The following is a 17,608-nucleotide window of genomic DNA, read 5'->3' as shown; positions in this document are numbered from 1 at the left end:
ATGGAAGCTCGGAGTCATTTTTACGCTCTGCTTTTTCGGAATGATCTTCAGATCTTTTGCGATTCACAATGATATGATTTTTTTTCATAAACCCCATGTTTTGGTGTCAAAAGAAAGAACAGAGGAAATTTTACCAGCCGAGATCCGTTCCCCATTTAAGTTTATTAACGGATTGATGTTCGTGGCCGTGCAGATCGATGGCATAGTAGGGTTATTAATGGTGGATACTGGCAGTAATGGCTTTATTCTGTTGAATGCAGACCATTTCAAAACGGAAAAAACCAATCAGCAGTTAAAAGGAATGAGCGCAGGTGTAGCCATGGAGCAGACGCTAATCCATAGCCTCCTCTGGCAAAATGTAAAACTGGAAAAACAATTCCTACCCGCAGTAAAGCTGTCGCAGCTCAACAGCGGAACCTCAGAGAAGGTGCTGGGACTGATCGGCAGTGCTTTTTTTAAATCTTATCAAATGAGCCTGAATTTTGCCAGTCGGGAGTTGGTGCTGAGTAAGGATGGGATTACAGATCCTGTATTAAAAGGTGTTCCTGCTCTTATCAATATCCCTTTCGTGATGGTCAATAATTTTCCAATTGTAGAGGTCAGGATTGCAGATCAGCCTTACCGTTTTATCATGGATACGGGCGCAACAGACAATGTAATAGATCTCCAGCTGGAACCGAGGATTGGAAAAATCTGGCAGCAAAGTAAAGAAGTACAAATGATAGAAGGCTCAGGAAAAGGTGCCACTGTGCGTCGCGGTCAGCTTCAGGAACTATGGATCGGCGGATTAAATATGCAGGGAATAGGCATGGGCTTACATGCAATGCCAGATTTCGACCAAAAAATGGGTGTATCAGGGATTCTGGGATTTCAGTTCCTGAAATACTTTTATGTCCAGATCAATTACCTGGAAAACACCATGAAATGTTATGATATGGCTGCAGTGTTAAAAAAATAACTTTCTTAATGGCCTTTGAGGAGTCTTATAAGACAGCTGCGGCTAAATAGGTCGCAGCTTAAGTACCTGCCGCTTCCAGGTAAGGAATTTCAATATCTTTGACCAGTGAGTATTCCTTATCCTCATAATTCCACTCCAAAGTGACTTTCCATCTTCCTTTTGCTATATGATCCAAAGAAATCTCCAGGATTCCTTCCGCATCACTGCGCAGGTATTTGATAATGGGCTTTTTTATGATTTTATCTTTATTAACAAAAAAGACTTTTACTGCAACCTGGTGATCAAAACACATATTAATCTTTGCCATAGTGCCCGGTATTTACTTAAATGAGTTTTAATAGTAAAGTTATTAGAAGAACGTTTGAAAGGAGGAAATGTTTTGCTGGTTTTTCATGTAAATGTAATTATGTGTCTGTAGATCAATGTTTTTTGAGATTGTGATGGATGGGTTTCTTAGATGTTTAAAAGAGCGGATGTGGCCTGGAAGAGAAGTACATTACCAGAGCTCTAACCGGTAAATTTTTCCCTGTATTTTATCCTGAAATGAATTGATCATCGATAAAAAAACCTTTATTGGAGATTATATAAATCTTTCCCGAAATCCTATAAAACTCTTCCTGTTGTATTGAGGTACCTTTGTAAAAGAAATAGAGAGATACATCATGAAACAAAATATAGAAACCCTTACATTTCCCGTCTTAGGGATGACTTGTGCCTCCTGTGCCAGCAGTGTCGAATCCATGGTTGGCGCACAGGAAGGAGTAGCTCATGCGGAGGTGAATTATGCTACACAATCGGTAAAGGTGACTTATGATCAGCATAAAATTCAGCCTGCAGATTTGCAGAAAGCATTGCAATCTGTTGGTTACGACTTGATTCTGGAGGAAGAAGGGGCTAAAGAAAAACAGGAAGCGATACAGCAAAATAATTATCAGCAATTAAAGAAGAGGATGATTGCCTCATCCATATTGGCAATTCCAGTGGTGATCATTGGGATGTTCTTCATGGATATGCCCAATGGAAATTATTACATGATGGCTTTAACGGCGCCAATTCTATTCATTTTTGGAAAGAACTTCTTTGTGAATGCCTGGAAACAAGCACAGCATGGTGCTGCAAATATGGACACATTAGTGGCTTTAAGTACAGGAATTGCCTTCATTTTTAGTGTTTTCAATACTTTTTATCCGGAATTCTGGTATTCGAGGGGTTTACATCCCCACGTTTATTTCGAAGCAGCAGCAGTAGTCATTGTTTTCATCATGCTGGGTAAATTGCTGGAAGAAAAAGCGAAATCAAATACTTCCTCCGCCATTAAAAAACTAATGGGCTTACAGCCAAAAACAGTCATTTTGGTAAATGAGCAAGGCGAAAAGGAAATTCCTATTGCTGATGTACGCATTGGCGATCAGTTAATGGTGCGTTCTGGAGAGAAAATTCCCGTGGATGGTGTCGTGTATCAGGGGAATTCTTATGTCGATGAAAGCATGATTACAGGCGAGCCTGTGGCAGTAGCCAAAATGGAAGGTGATCAAGTGTTTGCCGGAACGATCAATCAAAAAGGAACCTTCCGTTTTAAAGCAGAAAAAGTAGGCGGAGAAACCATGCTGGCACAGATCATTAAATTGGTTCAGGATGCACAGGGATCAAAGGCACCAGTACAAAAACTGGTGGATAAGATTGCCGGTATTTTCGTGCCGGTGGTAATGCTCATCGCAGTTTTAACACTTGGCGCATGGTTGTTATTGGGTGGAGAACATGCTTTTACCCATGGCTTATTGGCCATGGTCACCGTATTGGTGATTGCTTGTCCATGTGCTTTAGGATTGGCCACGCCAACCGCTATTATGGTGGGAATTGGTAAAGGAGCTGAAGCTGGTGTCCTCATTAAAAATGCAGAAGCATTAGAGCTGGGTTATAAAGTAAATGCAGTCATCCTCGATAAAACAGGGACAATTACCGAAGGGAAACCTGAAGTCACTACTTTAGAATGGGCAACAGACCTTCCTGAGGAAATAGAAAAATTAGCCAAGGTACTGATGGCTTTGGAATATGCTTCGGAACATCCATTGGCAGAAGCGATTGTGCGTCATTTAAAGAATACCGGTACGGAAACCGTAGCGCTGAGTCATTTTGAAAGTCTGACCGGGAAAGGGGTAGAAGGTGTAGTGGATGGCGTTAAATACTGGGCAGGAAGCCATAAGATCTTAAAGGATCAGGATATTCCAGTAACCCCCGCAATGGCGGATAAAGTTTTAAGCTTACAGGAAAAGGCACAAACGGTCATTTACCTGGCCAATAAAACACAGGTATTGGCAATTGTAGCGATTGCGGATCAGGTAAAAGCAGGATCGGCAAAAGCTGTTGCAGCATTGAAAGCACAAGGGATAGCAGTTTATATGCTGACTGGCGACAATGCCCATACTGCGGCATCTGTGGCAAAACAAGCAGGGATCGATCATTATACCGCAGATGTACTGCCTGCTGATAAAGCCGAATTTGTAAAAGAATTGCAGTCGCAGGGAAAAGTAGTGGCGATGGTGGGTGATGGGATCAACGACAGTCAGGCACTGGCTCAGGCAGATGTTTCTATCGCCATGGGCAGAGGTTCTGATATTGCCATTGATGTGGCCAGTATTACCCTGGTTTCTTCCGATTTGCAGCAAGTACCAAAAGCATTGAAGCTTTCCAGACAAACGGTGCGTACGATTCGTCAGAATCTGTTTTGGGCCTTCATTTATAACCTGATCGGGATTCCGATTGCCGCTGGATTGCTGTATCCGATCAATGGGTTTTTATTGAATCCTATGATTGCCGGAGCCGCAATGGCCTTGAGTTCGGTCTCTGTAGTGAGTAATAGCTTGCGATTGAAGCTCTCCAAATTAAGTTAATCAATAACAGGACTTGATTATTTGCAACAGTAATAATTTAAACTGTAATCGCAATGATTTACAACCTGACTAAATATCAATCATTCAATATCAATCATTCAATATCAATTATTTTAATCATAACATCAAATGGAAACTTTAAAATTTAAAACGAATATCAAATGCGGCGGATGTATTTCTACAGTTACTCCACACCTGGACGGGCTGACGGAAGTATCAAAATGGGAAGTAGATACGAATAACCCAGACAAAATTCTAACTATTGAAAGTGACTTAGGTCTGGACGAGGAACTGATTAAAGAGACGCTGAAGAAAGCAGGATTTCAGGCAGAGCGTGTTTAATTTATTTGCTTTCCTACCTTAAATCGTATATTTGCAGGCGGAAACCATTAAAAGGTTTCCGCTTTTGCTATACCCAATGAAGAAAATCGGAGCCTTAAGTTTTGCTGCATTCTACCTGATGTTAACCACAGGGTTATTTGTGTGCTTGCTCCATTGCGCGATGGCTTCCAGTTTTTCTCCTGAAAGTACAGCTGCTCATCAGGAACCAGAAGTGGTTTCCGGAACAGTAGTTTTAGACAAAGACTGTGATTGCTGTGAGCACCATGGGGAATATGCTGTAAAAGAAAACGCCAAAACTTCGGCTACTGCCGGGTTAAAGACCAGATATGTATGGTCGGCAGTGAGTCAGCAGGTCTATGCTTACCTCATCAGAACAGAAAGTGCTGCCAATATCGGGAGATGGACCGCGCATACCAGCAGTCCGGCTTTTAAGAAAACACCTATATACCTTTCCAACAGGGTCCTCATCATTTGATCAGGCGGAGGATCATTTCCTCCATTAACTTTAAATTTTATTGCGCAATGGAAATCCATTGCAGTTTTAACTTAATTTAGCTTGAATACTCATGTTGTTATATATAAAAAATATGGTGTGCGAACGCTGCATTACTGCTGTTCGCCATCAAATGGAAAACCTGAATTTCTTGGTCTCTGATATTACTTTAGGAACGGTGCAAATTCATCCTGATCCGGAAGACCGTCAATTACAAAATATTGCTTCCTCCCTGAAAATTCTTGGATTTGAGCTGATGGATAAAGAAAAAGATCAATTGGTAGAGCGGATCAAAACGGTGATCATTGAAATTGTTCATTATTCCGACCTGGCAAATTTAAACCAGAGTCTGATCAGTATTATCGCCATGCGCGTTAACCGTGATTATACTTTTTTAAGTCGCCTGTTTTCAGATTCGGAAGGATTGACAATTGAAAAGTTTATCATTCACCAGAAAATTGAAAAGGTAAAAGAATTGATAGAATATGGGGAGTTGAACCTGAATGAGATTTCGATGAAAATGGGTTACAGCAGCAATGCACACCTTTCTTCCCAATTTAAGACCATCACAGGAATTGCACCGAGCAAGTATAAAGCGGAAGGTAAATCATTAAGAAACGCCCTGGACAAAATCAGAAATTAGTTAGCTTTAAGCGAACATCAGGCGCTTTTGAGCCTTAACCGGTTTAATTGTATAAAATAATTTCAGAATTATATAAAATTAAGCCGGTTAAATTTATCAACTTTGAACTAATGAAGAAAACACTCCTTACCATTATTGCAATGTTCTACCTGGGAATTTCCAGTGGATCAACGCTGCACTTCCATTATTGCATGGGAGAGCTGGTAAGCTGGGGTTTGGAGAAACAAAGTAGCGAGCTTTGTGAGCTTTGCGGAATGCCTAAGACCCAATCGAAAGGCAAATCCTGCTGTCAGGATCAGCAGCAGGAAACAAAACTAGACCAGAGCCAAACGGCCAGTCAACATGTTTTCCAGTTTCATCCACCATTTCAGGCGATTATTCCAGTTGTTTTTTTCCTGGATTATGCCGTAGAAGTTCCAGTAAAAATCACCAGAGAAGCATTAAGTAATGCACCTCCTGATGGGCTGAAAGTGCCTGTCTTCCTGAAAAACTGTACCTACAGAATATAATGCCCTTCTTTTCTGATTAAGACACATTCGTGTCCTGGTTATGGCTTTGCTGTAGCCCATTTTTATTAAACCATTTTTTTACTATTTATATAATTATCATGAAATCATTAAGATTTGCTATGGTGGTCGGATTGACCTTCCTTGGTGGTGCTGTATTCGCACAATCAAAAACTGAAAGTATTAAAGTATTAGGTAACTGTTCGATGTGCAAAAAAACGATTGAAACCTCATTAAAGGTTTCAGGAGTGACTGCTGCAAATTGGAATACAGAAACGAAAATGCTGAAAGTAAGCTACGACAGTACAAAGATCAGCAATGATGAAGTACAGAAAAAAGTAGCCGCAGTAGGTTATGATACGCCTAAATACAAAGCGAAGAATGAAGTTTACGATGCGCTGCATGGCTGCTGCCAGTACGATCGTGAAGCTGGCGATAAATTGCCAAAAGCACCTAAGAAACACTAATTATTGATCAGGAAAATCTGTAAATGCAATGTCTGAGGGGGCAGTTGTATTTACAGATGTTCTTCCTGACTGATCTGATTTTTTTCATTGGTACATCATAATTTATAATATAAAATGGTACATAAAATTATAGAATGGTCCATGCGCAACCGGTTTATTGTGCTGGTATTGTCTTTAGGATTGTTCGTTTGGGGGATTTATGCCGTCAAGAAAAATCCAATTGATGCGATACCGGACTTGTCCGAAAACCAGGTAATCGTGTTTACAGAGTGGATGGGCCGCTCACCGCAGCTGATCGAAGATCAGGTTACCTATCCGCTGGTTACCAATTTGCAGGGAATCCCTAAGATTAAATATGTTCGTGGATCATCCATGTTCGGAATGAGCTTTATCTATGTCATTTTTGAGGATGATGTGGATGTATATTGGGCAAGGGAACGTGTGCTGGAAAGAATCAGTACGATTTCAAAAACTTTGCCCGATGGGGTAGCGCCCCAGTTAGGTCCTGACGGAACAGGGGTGGGCCATGTATTATGGTATACGCTGGATGCTCCGGATATGGATTTGGGTGAGCAGCGAGCCATTCAGGACTGGTATGTGAAGTTCGCCCTGCAAACCGTACCAGGCGTGAGTGAGATTGCTTCTTTTGGAGGTTTTCAGAAACAATATCAGATTTCCATAGATCCCAATAAATTGCTTTATTATAAACTAACTGCCCCGGAGGTGATTGCGGCGGTGCGTAGCAACAATAACGAATCCGGCGGCAGGAAGTTTGAAATGAGTGATATGGGGTATATCATTAAGACTTCAGGCTATTTGAAATCCATTAAAGAGATTGCAGATATTCCGGTCAAGAACCAAAATGGGACGCCGATCCGGATTTCTGATCTGGCAACGGTACAGATGACCGGAGAAACACGGCTGGGGATTTTTGACCAAGATGGTGAAGGAGAACGTGCCGGAGGAATTGTCGTGATGCGCTATGGAGAAAATGCTGCGGAAGTAATTGATAAGGTAAAAGCAAAGATGAAAGAAGTTTCCAAAGGTCTGCCTAAAGGTGTCAAATTCGATATCGTGTACGACCGTGGGGAGTTGATCAAAGAATCCGTGGATTCCATTACACATACCCTGATTGAGGAGATGATTGTGGTTTCAATTATTGTCATCATTTTCCTTTTCCATTGGCGCAGTGCGGTGAGTATCATCATTCAGATTCCTATTACCATTGCAGCCAGTTTTATTCTACTCAATGCTTTTGATATTTCTTCCAATATTATGTCGCTTACCGGGATTGCCCTGGCCATCGGCGTGATTGTAGACAATGGGATCATCATGAGTGAAAATGCTTATAAACACCTCTCAGAACGCTATCAGGTCTGGGAGCAGGAACAATCAAAAAATACACAATCATGATCAAGTGGTTAAAAAATAGATTCCGTAAATCCCCGGATTGGATTACGGAAGAGGAGCGCCTGGCGATCATTACTAAATCCAGTAAGCAGGTATCGAGAGGTGTCTTCTTCGCTACAGTGATCATTATTACTTCTTTCCTGCCAGTATTTATGCTGACCGGCCAGGAGGGAAAACTGTTTCATCCACTGGCTTTCACCAAGACGTTCATTATGATCGTTGATGCCTTGCTGGTGGTCACATTAGCGCCGGTATTGATCTCTTTCTTTATGAAAGGAAAATTCAGACCAGACAGCGCCAATCCGGTAAACCGGGTATTGGAGCGGTTTTATGAGCCCCTGATCAGAACCGTGTTGAACTGGAGAAAAACAACTTTAGCGATCAATATCATTGCTTTACTGATCACCATTCCTTTGTTGAAAAACCTGGGAACGGAGTTTATTCCACCATTGGATGAGCAGAGTATTCTGTTTATGCCGGTGACTTTGCCAGATGTTTCCAACGCAGAGGCGAAAAGGATTTTACAGGTGCAGGACAAGATTATTAAATCGGTACCAGAAGTAGATAAGGTGCTGGGGAAAGCAGGCAGGGCCAATACGGCAACTGATAATTCACCGATCAGTATGATCGAAACGATCATTACGCTGAAACCGAAAACTGAGTGGAGGAAAGGGATTACGAAGAAAGACATCATTACGGAACTGGATGCAAAACTGCAGATTCCAGGAGTGGTGAATGGCTGGACTCAACCCATCATCAACAGAATCAATATGCTGGCTACGGGGATCCGTACCGATGTGGGAATTAAGGTTTTTGGACAAAACCTAGATACGATTGCTTCCGTTTCAGAACGCGTAAAAGCAGCTTTGGAGGGGACAGCAGGAGTCAGCGATCTTTTTGTGGAGCCGATTACAGGAGGTAAATACCTCTCTATAGACGTGAAACGCGAGGAATTGGCCCGTTATGGTTTGAATGTAGATGATGTAAACCAGATTGTAGAAACCGCATTGGGCGGGGCAACCATTGGGAATACCATTGAAGGGCGTCAGCGCTTTTCGATCAGTGTGCGTCTGGCTCAGGAATATAGAAATAGTGTAGAGCAGATCAAGCGGATTCCAGTTCAGTCGAAAGGATTTGGTGAGGTGCCTTTATCGACTGTTGCCGACATTAAGTTTGAAGACGGTCCGCCGATGATCAGTTCTGATAATGCGATTCTTCGTGGAGCAGTCATGTTTAACGTAAGAGATCGCGATTTAGGAAGTACTGTTCAGGAAGCTATGGAGAAATTGAATAAAGAGAAAGGGATGCTTCCTGAAGGTTATTTCCTGGAATGGAGCGGTCAATATGAAAACCTGATCCGTGGTAAACAAACGCTGATGTGGATTGCACCAGTAGTATTGCTGATCATTTTCTTCTCTTTATACTTCGCTTTTAAATCGATCCGCGAGGCTTTCCTGAGTTTGATTACCGTGCCTTTCGCTTTAATTGGTGGGGCTTATATGATCTATTTCTGGGGAGTAAACCTTTCTGTGGGGGTAGCTGTGGGCTTTATTGCCTTATTCGGGATTGCGGTAGAAACAGGGATTGTAATGGTGATTTACCTGAATGATGCCATGGCTCAGCTGATCAAATTGAAAGGAAATTCCAGTGAGACGATCACAAAAGAAGACCTGAGAGAATATGTGATTTTTGGTGCAGCCAGAAGATTAAGACCAAAACTGATGACGGTTTGCGTGTCGTTGTTTGGCCTGGTACCGGTATTATGGGCAACAGGAGTTGGAGTGGATGTGATGCAGCCGATTGTCTTGCCGATGATTGGTGGCGTATTGACTTCTTCTACGCACATTTTGCTGGTGACACCACTGATCTTTTTGATGTCAAAAGAATATGAATTGAGAAAATATGGAAAACTGGAGGTTCACGATGTACACCATTAAAAGAATAACAGCATTGGTATGTATGTTGCCTTTTGCTGCGTTAGCACAGGAAAAACCAGCGGTTTCGAAGCTGAAAAATGAAGCGAAAAAGGAGTGTCCGCAAGTACAGTCGATGGTTTCGCAACTGAAGCCGAGGGGTTCCGCAGAAAAATCTGTGCTGCTTCAAGAAAAAATGATGCAGGAGAAGCCCGTGCTTTCCCTGGATATTATTTTGAAAAGAATTGACAGTAACAACTTGCTGCTGCAGTCTTATGGATTAAGGGCAGAAAGCTTTAAGCATACGGCTAATGCGGCCACAGCATGGATGGCGCCAATGGTTGGTGTAGGAACCTTTATGACGCCATATCCTGGTCAGATGATCATGGACGAAGGCGATAAAGGATCGATTATGGTACAGCTGGAGCAGGATATTCCTAATCCCGCAAAGCTAAAAGCCAACAAGAAATTCATTGAATCGAAAGGGAAGGTTGAAAATGCGACCAGAGGGGTGACACTCAATGAATACAAAGCACAGGCCAAACGCCTGTATTTTGGCTGGCTGGTTGCTATGCAAAGAATTGCCGTATTGAAAGAAAATGAAAAGATCATGCAAACCATGAAAAAGGTGGAAGAGATCAGGTACCCTTTTAATCAGTCGAAATTGAGCAGCGTGTATCGCGCTACCGCAAAAATAGAGGAGAATAGAAATATGATCCGGATGATGGAAGGGGATATGGCGAAATCTAAAGCCTGGTTGAACAGCTTGATGAACAACCCAGGCAATATGGACTTTGCAATTGATTCCACTTATCAGCCTACTTATGTGCCTGCTGCGGCAATTGATACGGGTAGTCTGGCCATGGTGAGGAAAGATATTGAGAAAATGGATTTCAGCATTCAGTCGATGAAACTGAACATTGAAGCCATGCAGAAACAGGCCAATCCAGATTTCAAACTGCGTTTTGACCACATGTCGCCCTTAACGAAAATGATGCCTAAAGCCTATAGTATCATGGGAATGGTGAGTATTCCAATCGCCCCTTGGTCTTCTAAAATGTATAAATCAGAAGTAAAGGGCATGGGATATGAAGTGCTGGCAATGGAAAAGGAAAAAGCAGCCATGCTTCAGGAAACACAGGGCATGCTGTATGGGATGCAGTATGAGATTCAGTCTATGGAAAAACGGATCGATGCGATGGAAAAAACAATTATTCCAACCTTAAAAAAAACCATGGATGTGAGTATGCTGAGCTACCGTGAAAATAAGATGGAATTGCCGGAAGTGATCGGTACCTGGGAGGCTTTAACGATGATGCAAGCCAATGTATTGGATGAGAAATTGAAACTTTATTTAATGATCGTAGATTATGAGAAAGAATTATATCGTTAAACCCGGCATAAACAAACGTGTTTTTATGGGATTGGCGGCGATCAGTATGCTTTGGTTGAGCGCTTGTAAAGAGAAAAAGAAATTAGATAGTCATCATGACCCTGCAACGGTAAATTTAGACAGCAATCTTTTTCACCTATTGAAGCCTTCAAATGAGCAGGTGGTGTCTTCACTTCCCCTGATTAAAGCGGAATATGGCAGCAGGATCTTTACGGAAGAGGTGCAGGGGATTGTCAATTATGATACTAGAAATCAACATATCATTTCGAGTAAAATCGGGGGAAGAATAGAGCGGCTATGGATTAAATACAATTACCAGCCGGTGAAAAAAGGGCAGTTGATCATGGAGATTTATTCGCCGGATCTGGCTGCTGCACAGCAGGAATTGCTCTTCATTTACCGTACTGGAAATGATCCGGTGATGTTGGAGAAAGGAAAACAGCGCCTGATGTTATTGGGCATGACTTCTTCCGGAATTACTGCTTTGTTAAAACGCGGTACACCAAGTTACCGCATTCCTGTATACAGCAATGTTTCCGGATATATTCTGGAGAAATCGGCTGCCACCGCAATTGCAAGTCCATCGGCTTCTTCCTCTGCTCCTGCAGGTGGCGATGGTATGGGCAGTATGAGTGGTGATGCGGCAACTGCCTCAACGCCAACCAGTCCTGCAGCACCAGTTAATTCGCCGGTTTTATTAAGAGAAGGACAATATGTAAGTGCAGGTGCATCTCTTTTTACAGTATATAGCTCGGATCAATTGGTGGCAGAGTTTTCATTGAAAGCAGCATTAGCCGCCCATTTGAAGGTCGGCAGTAAGTTTGTCTTTTATAAAACGTCAGACAAATCAGGAAGCCAGACCGCCAGAATAGGTTTGATTCAGCCGACTTTCAGGAACGGGGAAAACTTCACGATCGCCCGGGCTTATTTGAACAATCCAAAGATTAAGGTCGGTCAGCTGGTAACAGCAAGGATTCCGGTGCAATTATCGGCATCCTGGTGGCTGCCCGAAGAGGCAGTAGTTTCCGTAGGAAATAAACGCGTAGTCTTTAAAAAAGAAGGAAATGTGTTTATCCCAAAATTGGTAGATGCAGGCATCAGCATTGCTGGAAAAGTACAGGTTAAAGAGGACATCAGTAGCTGGAATATCAGTAAAAATGCCGCTTATCTGGTAGACAGCGAGAGCTTTATTAAAATGACACAAAATAAGGAGCATTAAAATATGGAACGGAAATTATTTATAAAACGGTTTGCCATGATTGCCCTGGTTCCATCCATATTCGTTGCCGCTTGTAAAAGCGAAGTAAAAGAAACGAAGGCTGGAGTTACCGCAAAAAAACAGACTTATACTTGTCCAATGCACCCTCAGGTGATCAAGGAAGAGATGGGAACTTGCCCGATTTGTGGGATGGACTTAGTGCCTTTTGAAAAGAATAGCAATGATAAGGCTTTAAAAGTCGATGAGAAAAGACAGCTCCTGGCCAATATTACTACGGTTATGATTGGTTCAAACCATCTGGGAGGAAATAAGCAGTTGAATGGCAGACTGACGATTGACCCTGCGCAAAGCAGTTACATATCAAGTCGCATCGCAGGCAGAATAGAGCAGCTGTATGTTCGGGAAACAGGTGTCCGCGTAAAAAAAGGACAGCCATTATACCAATTGTATTCAGAGCAGTTAGCGGCTTTACAGCAGGAATACCTGATGGCTGTAGCACAGCAAAAGCAATTTCCAGGGGATAAAATTGAACAGCAGCTGGTGGAATCTGCGAAGCAGAAACTATTGCTGTATGGACAGTCGCCAGGTCAATTACAAGCGTTATTGACGAGTCAGAAGAAAAATCCTTATGTGACTTTCTTTGCCCCGCAAGGAGGCTTGGTAGCGGAGATTTCAGTTACACCAGGGCAATATGTATCAGAAGGCGGTCCAATTATGAGGCTGGAAGGCTACGGGGAATTATGGGTAGAAGCAGATGTTTATCCAAATGAAGCAGGCAGTATCAAAGAAGGACAGAAAGTGAAAGTGGTGATTCCTGGCTGGGAAGATCAGCCTCAGCTAATGACCATTGATTTTATTACGCCTTCCTTACTTTCAGGTACTCAGCTGACGCAGATCAGGGGCAGTATTCCTAACCCAAACCAGCAATGGCAGCCGGGTGCTCAGGCCAATGTTTTTGTCCCTACGGGAAATCAGAAGTCCAGCGCGCTGACTTTGCCGGTAGATGCGGTAATCAGAGATGGTAAAGGCATGCATGTTTGGCTGAAAAGTGGAAAAGACAGCTTTGAGCCAAAACGCGTGACTACCGGTCAGGAGAACGACAATCAGGTAGAGATCACCGCCGGTTTATCCGGAGGAGAACAGGTGGTAGTTACAGGTGCTTACCTACTGTACAGTGAATATATTTTGAAAAAAGGAAAGAATCCAATAGAAGGTTTAAAATTAAATTAACAATAACATGAAAACAATCACAAGTTTAGCCATTACCATTGCTGCAGCCACTTTACTTTCGGCTTGTGGAAATACGCAGAAACCTGCAGAAGAATCTCATGAAGGTCATGATCATACGGCAGAAGGAAAGACAGCTGTAGCTGTTACGACCAGCCAGGTGAGCCTAAAAGACGATAAACTGAATGCAGTGTATCCTCATTATATTCATTTGACTACCGCCTTAACGAATGGTGATGTAGCAGAAGCAAAAGTTGCTGCTCAGGCGATTGAACTGGGGGCAAAAGAATTATCGAACCCAGCAGGGCTATTGGCATTGACTGCCAAAATTGGCGATGCGACTGATATTGAGGTGCAAAGAGTTGCGTATGCGGCTTTGAGTGACGATTTTATCCAAAGAGCAAAAGCTTCTGGAGTAACAGGAGGTGAGATTTATGTAGAATACTGCCCAATGGCAATGAATGATAAAGGCGCTTCCTGGCTGAGCAATCAGAAAGACATTAAGAATCCATATTATGGTGAATCTATGCTGACTTGCGGAGAAGTTAAAGAAACTATAAAATAAGAAGATTAGGTTTAGGTAATGACCCGCTCCGGCGGGCATTGCTTATACTTTTCTCCCCATTTTGCCAGGCTATTGATGACAGGCTCCAGACTTTTTCCTTTTAAACTTAATCGGTAAATAGGTGCCTTTTTGTCGGATGTATGCTGTATTTTGAAGATCAGCTGGTCTTGCTCCAGATTCTTCAATTGTAAGGCCAATATCCTTTCTGTGATTTCCGGAATCATCAATTTTATTTCCCCAAACCTCAAATCCTGTTTCATTAACTTCACAAGAATCGTCAGTTTCCACCTGCCGCTCAATACCGACAGGGCAAATGCAGCATCGCAAAAATCATGTAAGACCTGCTCGTTTTCGTAATTTGTTGAACTGCTTTTCCTCATGGGCTTACAATTTTGTAAGTGTCGTTTTCTAGGTCTTTTCAGCTGTAAATTTGGATAAAAATAATAGGAACTATGACAGAACGCAGTAAAATTAAAGGTTTACACCACCTGGCTATTCGCGCCCGGGATTTCGATAAAACACTGGAATTCTATATAAATGCATTAGATTTTTCTGTAGTTCATACCTGGACTTTGCCGGAGTTTAACATCAAACAGGCGGTAATGATAAAATCCTGGAACGGCCAGACTTTTATTGAAATCTTTGATGGGGCTGCGGAAGTACCCATGGAAGGTGAGGCCGTAAAAGTTGGGGAAGCGGTTAAAACCGGCGCTTTGTTACATCTGGCGATGAGCGTGGTGGATGCGGCAGATGCTTATGAGCGTTGTTTGCTTGCGGGGGCAAGTCCTTATATTGCTCCAATGAGCCTGTCACTGGGGCAGCCTCCGGTAAATGTCCGAAATGCTTTAGTTTATAGTCCAAATGGAGAGGTGATTGAATTTTTGGAAGGTCAGCCTTTTTAATTTCCTAGTATGAAGATTTCTTCATATTAATTTTCCAGATAAGCCGTATATTTAGGTAAGACCGATACGGATTATCCAATTAAAATAATGAAGCGACTGAAATTCTTTGTGCCCTTTTTACGGGAGAATGGTAAAATTATATCCAGTTATGTATTTAGTCTGTTCTTTATTGGGCTGGCTATCTGGTTTATAAAGCAGGAACGTGGGGAAATCAGGCAGGTAGAGCATCTGCTCAGTACTGCCAAATGGGTATGGATGACGATCGGCATTGCGCTCAGCATCGTGTATGTATTTATCCATGGGATGATGTACCGATCTTCTTTTGCGGCAGTTTCCAGTAAGATTTCTATTGGAGATGGCACTTTACTTTTTCTGAAACGTAACTTTATCAGTGTATTTTTACCTGCCGGAGGAGTCTCTTCACTTGCTTTTTTTAGCAGTCCCATAGAGCAGAAAGGAGTCAGTAAATCTCAGATCAATTTTGCTTCTTCAATTTATGGATTTGTAGGGATTTTATCAGTATTGGTGATTGCCATACCCGTATTTATTTACGCGATACTGGAAGGAAGTATCGGCTATGGTGAATGGTTTGGGCTAATCGCCGCTATATTATTAATGCTGGGCATTTACTTTCTGTACCGTTCGGTGATTCAAAGAGGCCCACTATACCGCTTTATCATCAAATACATTCCTGTGATTGAGGTGTATGCAGCAGAATTTAGAAATAACCAGATTGAGCGCAAGCATTTTATTGCTACGTTTTTATACAGCAGCCTGATTGAATTGGTGGGGATTGTTCACATTTACATCGCTATGCTGGCTTTAGATCTGCCTGCTTCTTGGATGATTGCGGTGATCAGTTATATTGTTGCCGTTGTTTTCCTAATCATCTCTCCATTTTTAAGGGGGCTGGGAGCGGTGGAAGCATCGATGACTTTCATCTTGATTCGCCTGGGTTATTCTGCCCCGCAAGCAGTATCTATAACTTTTCTTTACCGTTTCATGGAATTCTGGATTCCGATGTTTATCGGAGCAATGAGTTTCCTTTTTCGGATCAACAAACTGCTGATGAGGGTTGTTCCGGCACTATTTTTACTTTTGCTGGGGGTGATCAATGTGGTGTCTGTACTGACTCCTGCGATCCATTCGCGATTGCGTTTTGTCAAGGATTTTATCCCTATGGAAGCGATTACGGCCTCTAACTACTTTGTGCTGGTAGCCGGTTTATTTCTACTGGTCACTGCGGCTTTCATGCTGAAAGGTTTGCGGATGGCCTGGTATTTCGCCATGGCGCTTTGTTTACTCTCTTTAGTAGGACACCTCAGTAAGGCCATCGACTATGAAGAAGCAGGCTTTTCTGTGCTGGTGATGATTATACTGATGACCTCCAGAAAAGAATATTACATTCGAAACAATGCGAAGCTCAGGTCTTTTGGTATCCAGACTACCTTGCTCAGTATTCTCGGCATCATGATTTATGGTACAATTGGCTTTTATTTTCTCGATAAAAAGCATTTTAATATTGATTTCAGCTGGCTGCAATCTATTCGTTATACCTTGGAAAACTTTATCCTGATCGGAAGTGATGACCTACAGCCAATGGATCACTTTGCCCGTGGATTTCTGTATTCCATCAATATCTCTGGCTTTTTATCGATTGGATTCTTAATCTATACGCTCATCAGGCCATATATTTCCAGCGATGAAACAGCAGCAGCAGAATTTGAGCGTGCGAATCAGCTTTTGGAAAAGTATGGGAATTCAGGAATCGATTATTTTAAGACTTATCAGGATAAACTGATCTATTTTTCAGAGTCAATGGAAGGCTTTGTGGCCTATAGAATTGCGGGAAATTTTGCGGTAGTCCTGGAATGTCCGGTGACGGCAATTGAAAACAGAAGGGCTTTTATCAAAGATTTTGATCGGTATTGCTTTGAAAATGGAATGAAAAGCCTGTATTACAGAGTTCCGGAAGAAAGTCTGGAAGATTTTCTTGCCTTAGGAAAAAAACGCTTGTTTTTAGGGCAGGAGGGACTGGTAGACTTGACCAGCTTTTCTCTGGAAGGAGGAAGTAAGAAATCTATTCGCAATGCCTTGAAAAAGGTAGCCGATCAGGGCTACCATACTAAAATCTACGAGCCACCAATAAAAGATGGCTTGCTGCAAAAAATAAAATCCGTTTCAGATGGCTGGCTGGAAGATATGGACCGGGAGGAGCTGGTCTTTTCACAAGGCATGTTCAACTGGGAAGAATTAAAGGGGCAAACCATCATTACCGTTGAAAATGTGGAAGAGAAGATTGTCGCTTTTATGAATGTGATTCCCGATTATGCAGCGGGAGAAGGTACTTACGATTTGATCCGAAAAACCAGTGACGCGCCAAATGGCATTATTGACTTCATCATGGTTGCTCTTTTTGAGCATTTGAAAGCAAAAGGCTGTACGAAAGTAAACCTTGGCTTTGCACCCATGTCGGGCTTAATTGACCCGCATAATTTCCCAGAGCGTTCCATGAAGTTTGCTTATGAAAAGATCAGGTCATTTTCACATTATAAAGGGCTGCGTGCATCAAAAGAAAAGTTTGCCCCGGAATGGCAAAACAGGTACCTGATTTACGACCATGATTACGATTTATTGCAAGTGCCTACAGTGTTAACGAAAGTCATCAAACCCTAAGCC

17 protein-coding genes are annotated in these 17,608 nt (G+C 42.3%); 15 read left to right on the top strand and 2 right to left on the bottom strand.

The features are described 5' to 3' along the window. Positions 1–103 precede the first annotated feature (103 nt). Positions 104–958, top strand: coding sequence for a retropepsin-like aspartic protease (locus AQ505_RS18960; RefSeq protein WP_197286230.1), 855 nt, complete (start codon positions 104–106; stop codon positions 956–958). A 58-nt stretch (positions 959–1,016) separates the two neighbouring features. Here the strand turns inward: AQ505_RS18960 and AQ505_RS18955 are convergent, their stop codons facing one another. Next, a complete protein-coding gene (locus AQ505_RS18955) occupies positions 1,017–1,265 on the bottom strand; it encodes a hypothetical protein (protein WP_062549620.1) in 249 nt (82 codons plus the stop codon). Between the two features lie 355 nt (positions 1,266–1,620). Here AQ505_RS18955 and AQ505_RS18950 point away from each other — a divergent pair, with 355 nt between their 5' ends. From AQ505_RS18950 to AQ505_RS18895, 12 genes are all read left to right on the top strand, one after another. Then, complete coding sequence (locus tag AQ505_RS18950) at positions 1,621–3,849, top strand: heavy metal translocating P-type ATPase (protein ID WP_062549619.1); 2,229 nt, start codon at positions 1,621–1,623, stop codon at positions 3,847–3,849. 129 nt (positions 3,850–3,978) lie between these two features. After that, on the top strand, positions 3,979–4,191 hold the full coding sequence (locus AQ505_RS18945) for a heavy-metal-associated domain-containing protein (protein ID WP_062549618.1): 213 nt from the start codon (positions 3,979–3,981) through the stop codon (positions 4,189–4,191). Between the two features lie 76 nt (positions 4,192–4,267). Further along, a complete protein-coding gene (locus tag AQ505_RS18940) occupies positions 4,268–4,666 on the top strand; it encodes a hypothetical protein (protein ID WP_157262481.1) in 399 nt (132 codons plus the stop codon). A 91-nt stretch (positions 4,667–4,757) separates the two neighbouring features. After that, on the top strand, positions 4,758–5,327 hold the full coding sequence (locus tag AQ505_RS18935; protein ID WP_062549616.1) for a helix-turn-helix domain-containing protein: 570 nt from the start codon (positions 4,758–4,760) through the stop codon (positions 5,325–5,327). Between the two features lie 110 nt (positions 5,328–5,437). Continuing rightward, a complete protein-coding gene (locus AQ505_RS18930) occupies positions 5,438–5,836 on the top strand; it encodes an HYC_CC_PP family protein (protein ID WP_062549615.1) in 399 nt (132 codons plus the stop codon). 98 nt (positions 5,837–5,934) lie between these two features. Beyond that, the gene (locus AQ505_RS18925; RefSeq protein ID WP_062549614.1) at positions 5,935–6,300 is read left to right on the top strand and encodes a heavy-metal-associated domain-containing protein; all 366 of its coding nucleotides are present in this window, start codon (positions 5,935–5,937) and stop codon (positions 6,298–6,300) included. Positions 6,301–6,414: 114 nt separating this feature from the next. Next, complete coding sequence (locus AQ505_RS18920; RefSeq protein WP_062549613.1) at positions 6,415–7,713, top strand: efflux RND transporter permease subunit; 1,299 nt, start codon at positions 6,415–6,417, stop codon at positions 7,711–7,713. Beyond that, positions 7,710–9,647 carry an efflux RND transporter permease subunit gene (locus AQ505_RS18915; protein ID WP_062549612.1) on the top strand — a complete coding sequence of 646 codons (1,938 nt, stop codon included), beginning with the start codon at positions 7,710–7,712 and terminating at the stop codon, positions 9,645–9,647. The genes AQ505_RS18920 and AQ505_RS18915 overlap by 4 nt, the downstream gene beginning before the upstream one ends. Next, a complete protein-coding gene (locus AQ505_RS18910) occupies positions 9,613–11,016 on the top strand; it encodes a TolC family protein (protein WP_231634931.1) in 1,404 nt (467 codons plus the stop codon). Before AQ505_RS18915 ends, AQ505_RS18910 begins: the two co-directional genes overlap by 35 nt. Next, the gene (locus AQ505_RS18905) at positions 10,994–12,235 is read left to right on the top strand and encodes an efflux RND transporter periplasmic adaptor subunit (protein ID WP_062549611.1); all 1,242 of its coding nucleotides are present in this window, start codon (positions 10,994–10,996) and stop codon (positions 12,233–12,235) included. Before AQ505_RS18910 ends, AQ505_RS18905 begins: the two co-directional genes overlap by 23 nt. 3 nt (positions 12,236–12,238) lie before the next feature. Continuing rightward, positions 12,239–13,465, top strand: coding sequence for an efflux RND transporter periplasmic adaptor subunit (locus tag AQ505_RS18900; protein ID WP_062549610.1), 1,227 nt, complete (start codon positions 12,239–12,241; stop codon positions 13,463–13,465). Between the two features lie 7 nt (positions 13,466–13,472). Next, positions 13,473–14,027: a DUF3347 domain-containing protein gene (locus tag AQ505_RS18895; RefSeq protein WP_062549609.1), complete on the top strand. Its 555-nt coding sequence runs from the start codon at positions 13,473–13,475 to the stop codon at positions 14,025–14,027. 11 nt (positions 14,028–14,038) lie between these two features. On the opposite strand, the gene AQ505_RS18890 is transcribed toward AQ505_RS18895, so the two are convergent. Next, positions 14,039–14,407, bottom strand: a complete 369-nt coding sequence (locus tag AQ505_RS18890; RefSeq protein ID WP_062549608.1) for a winged helix-turn-helix transcriptional regulator — start codon at positions 14,405–14,407, stop codon at positions 14,039–14,041. Between the two features lie 72 nt (positions 14,408–14,479). Between AQ505_RS18890 and AQ505_RS18885 the strand changes: the two genes are divergently transcribed. After that, entirely contained in the window at positions 14,480–14,929 is a 450-nt protein-coding gene (locus AQ505_RS18885) for a VOC family protein (RefSeq protein WP_062549607.1), read from the top strand. A gap of 87 nt (positions 14,930–15,016) precedes the next feature. Next, a complete protein-coding gene (locus tag AQ505_RS18880; protein ID WP_062549606.1) occupies positions 15,017–17,605 on the top strand; it encodes a phosphatidylglycerol lysyltransferase domain-containing protein in 2,589 nt (862 codons plus the stop codon). Positions 17,606–17,608: the final 3 nt, after the last annotated feature.

Origin of the sequence: Pedobacter sp. PACM 27299 (assembly GCF_001412655.1) — a bacterium.
Classification (GTDB): Bacteria; Bacteroidota; Bacteroidia; order Sphingobacteriales; family Sphingobacteriaceae; genus Pedobacter.
The sequence above is the reverse complement of the archived record's forward strand: the minus strand, read 5'-3'. Positions and strand labels throughout refer to the sequence as shown.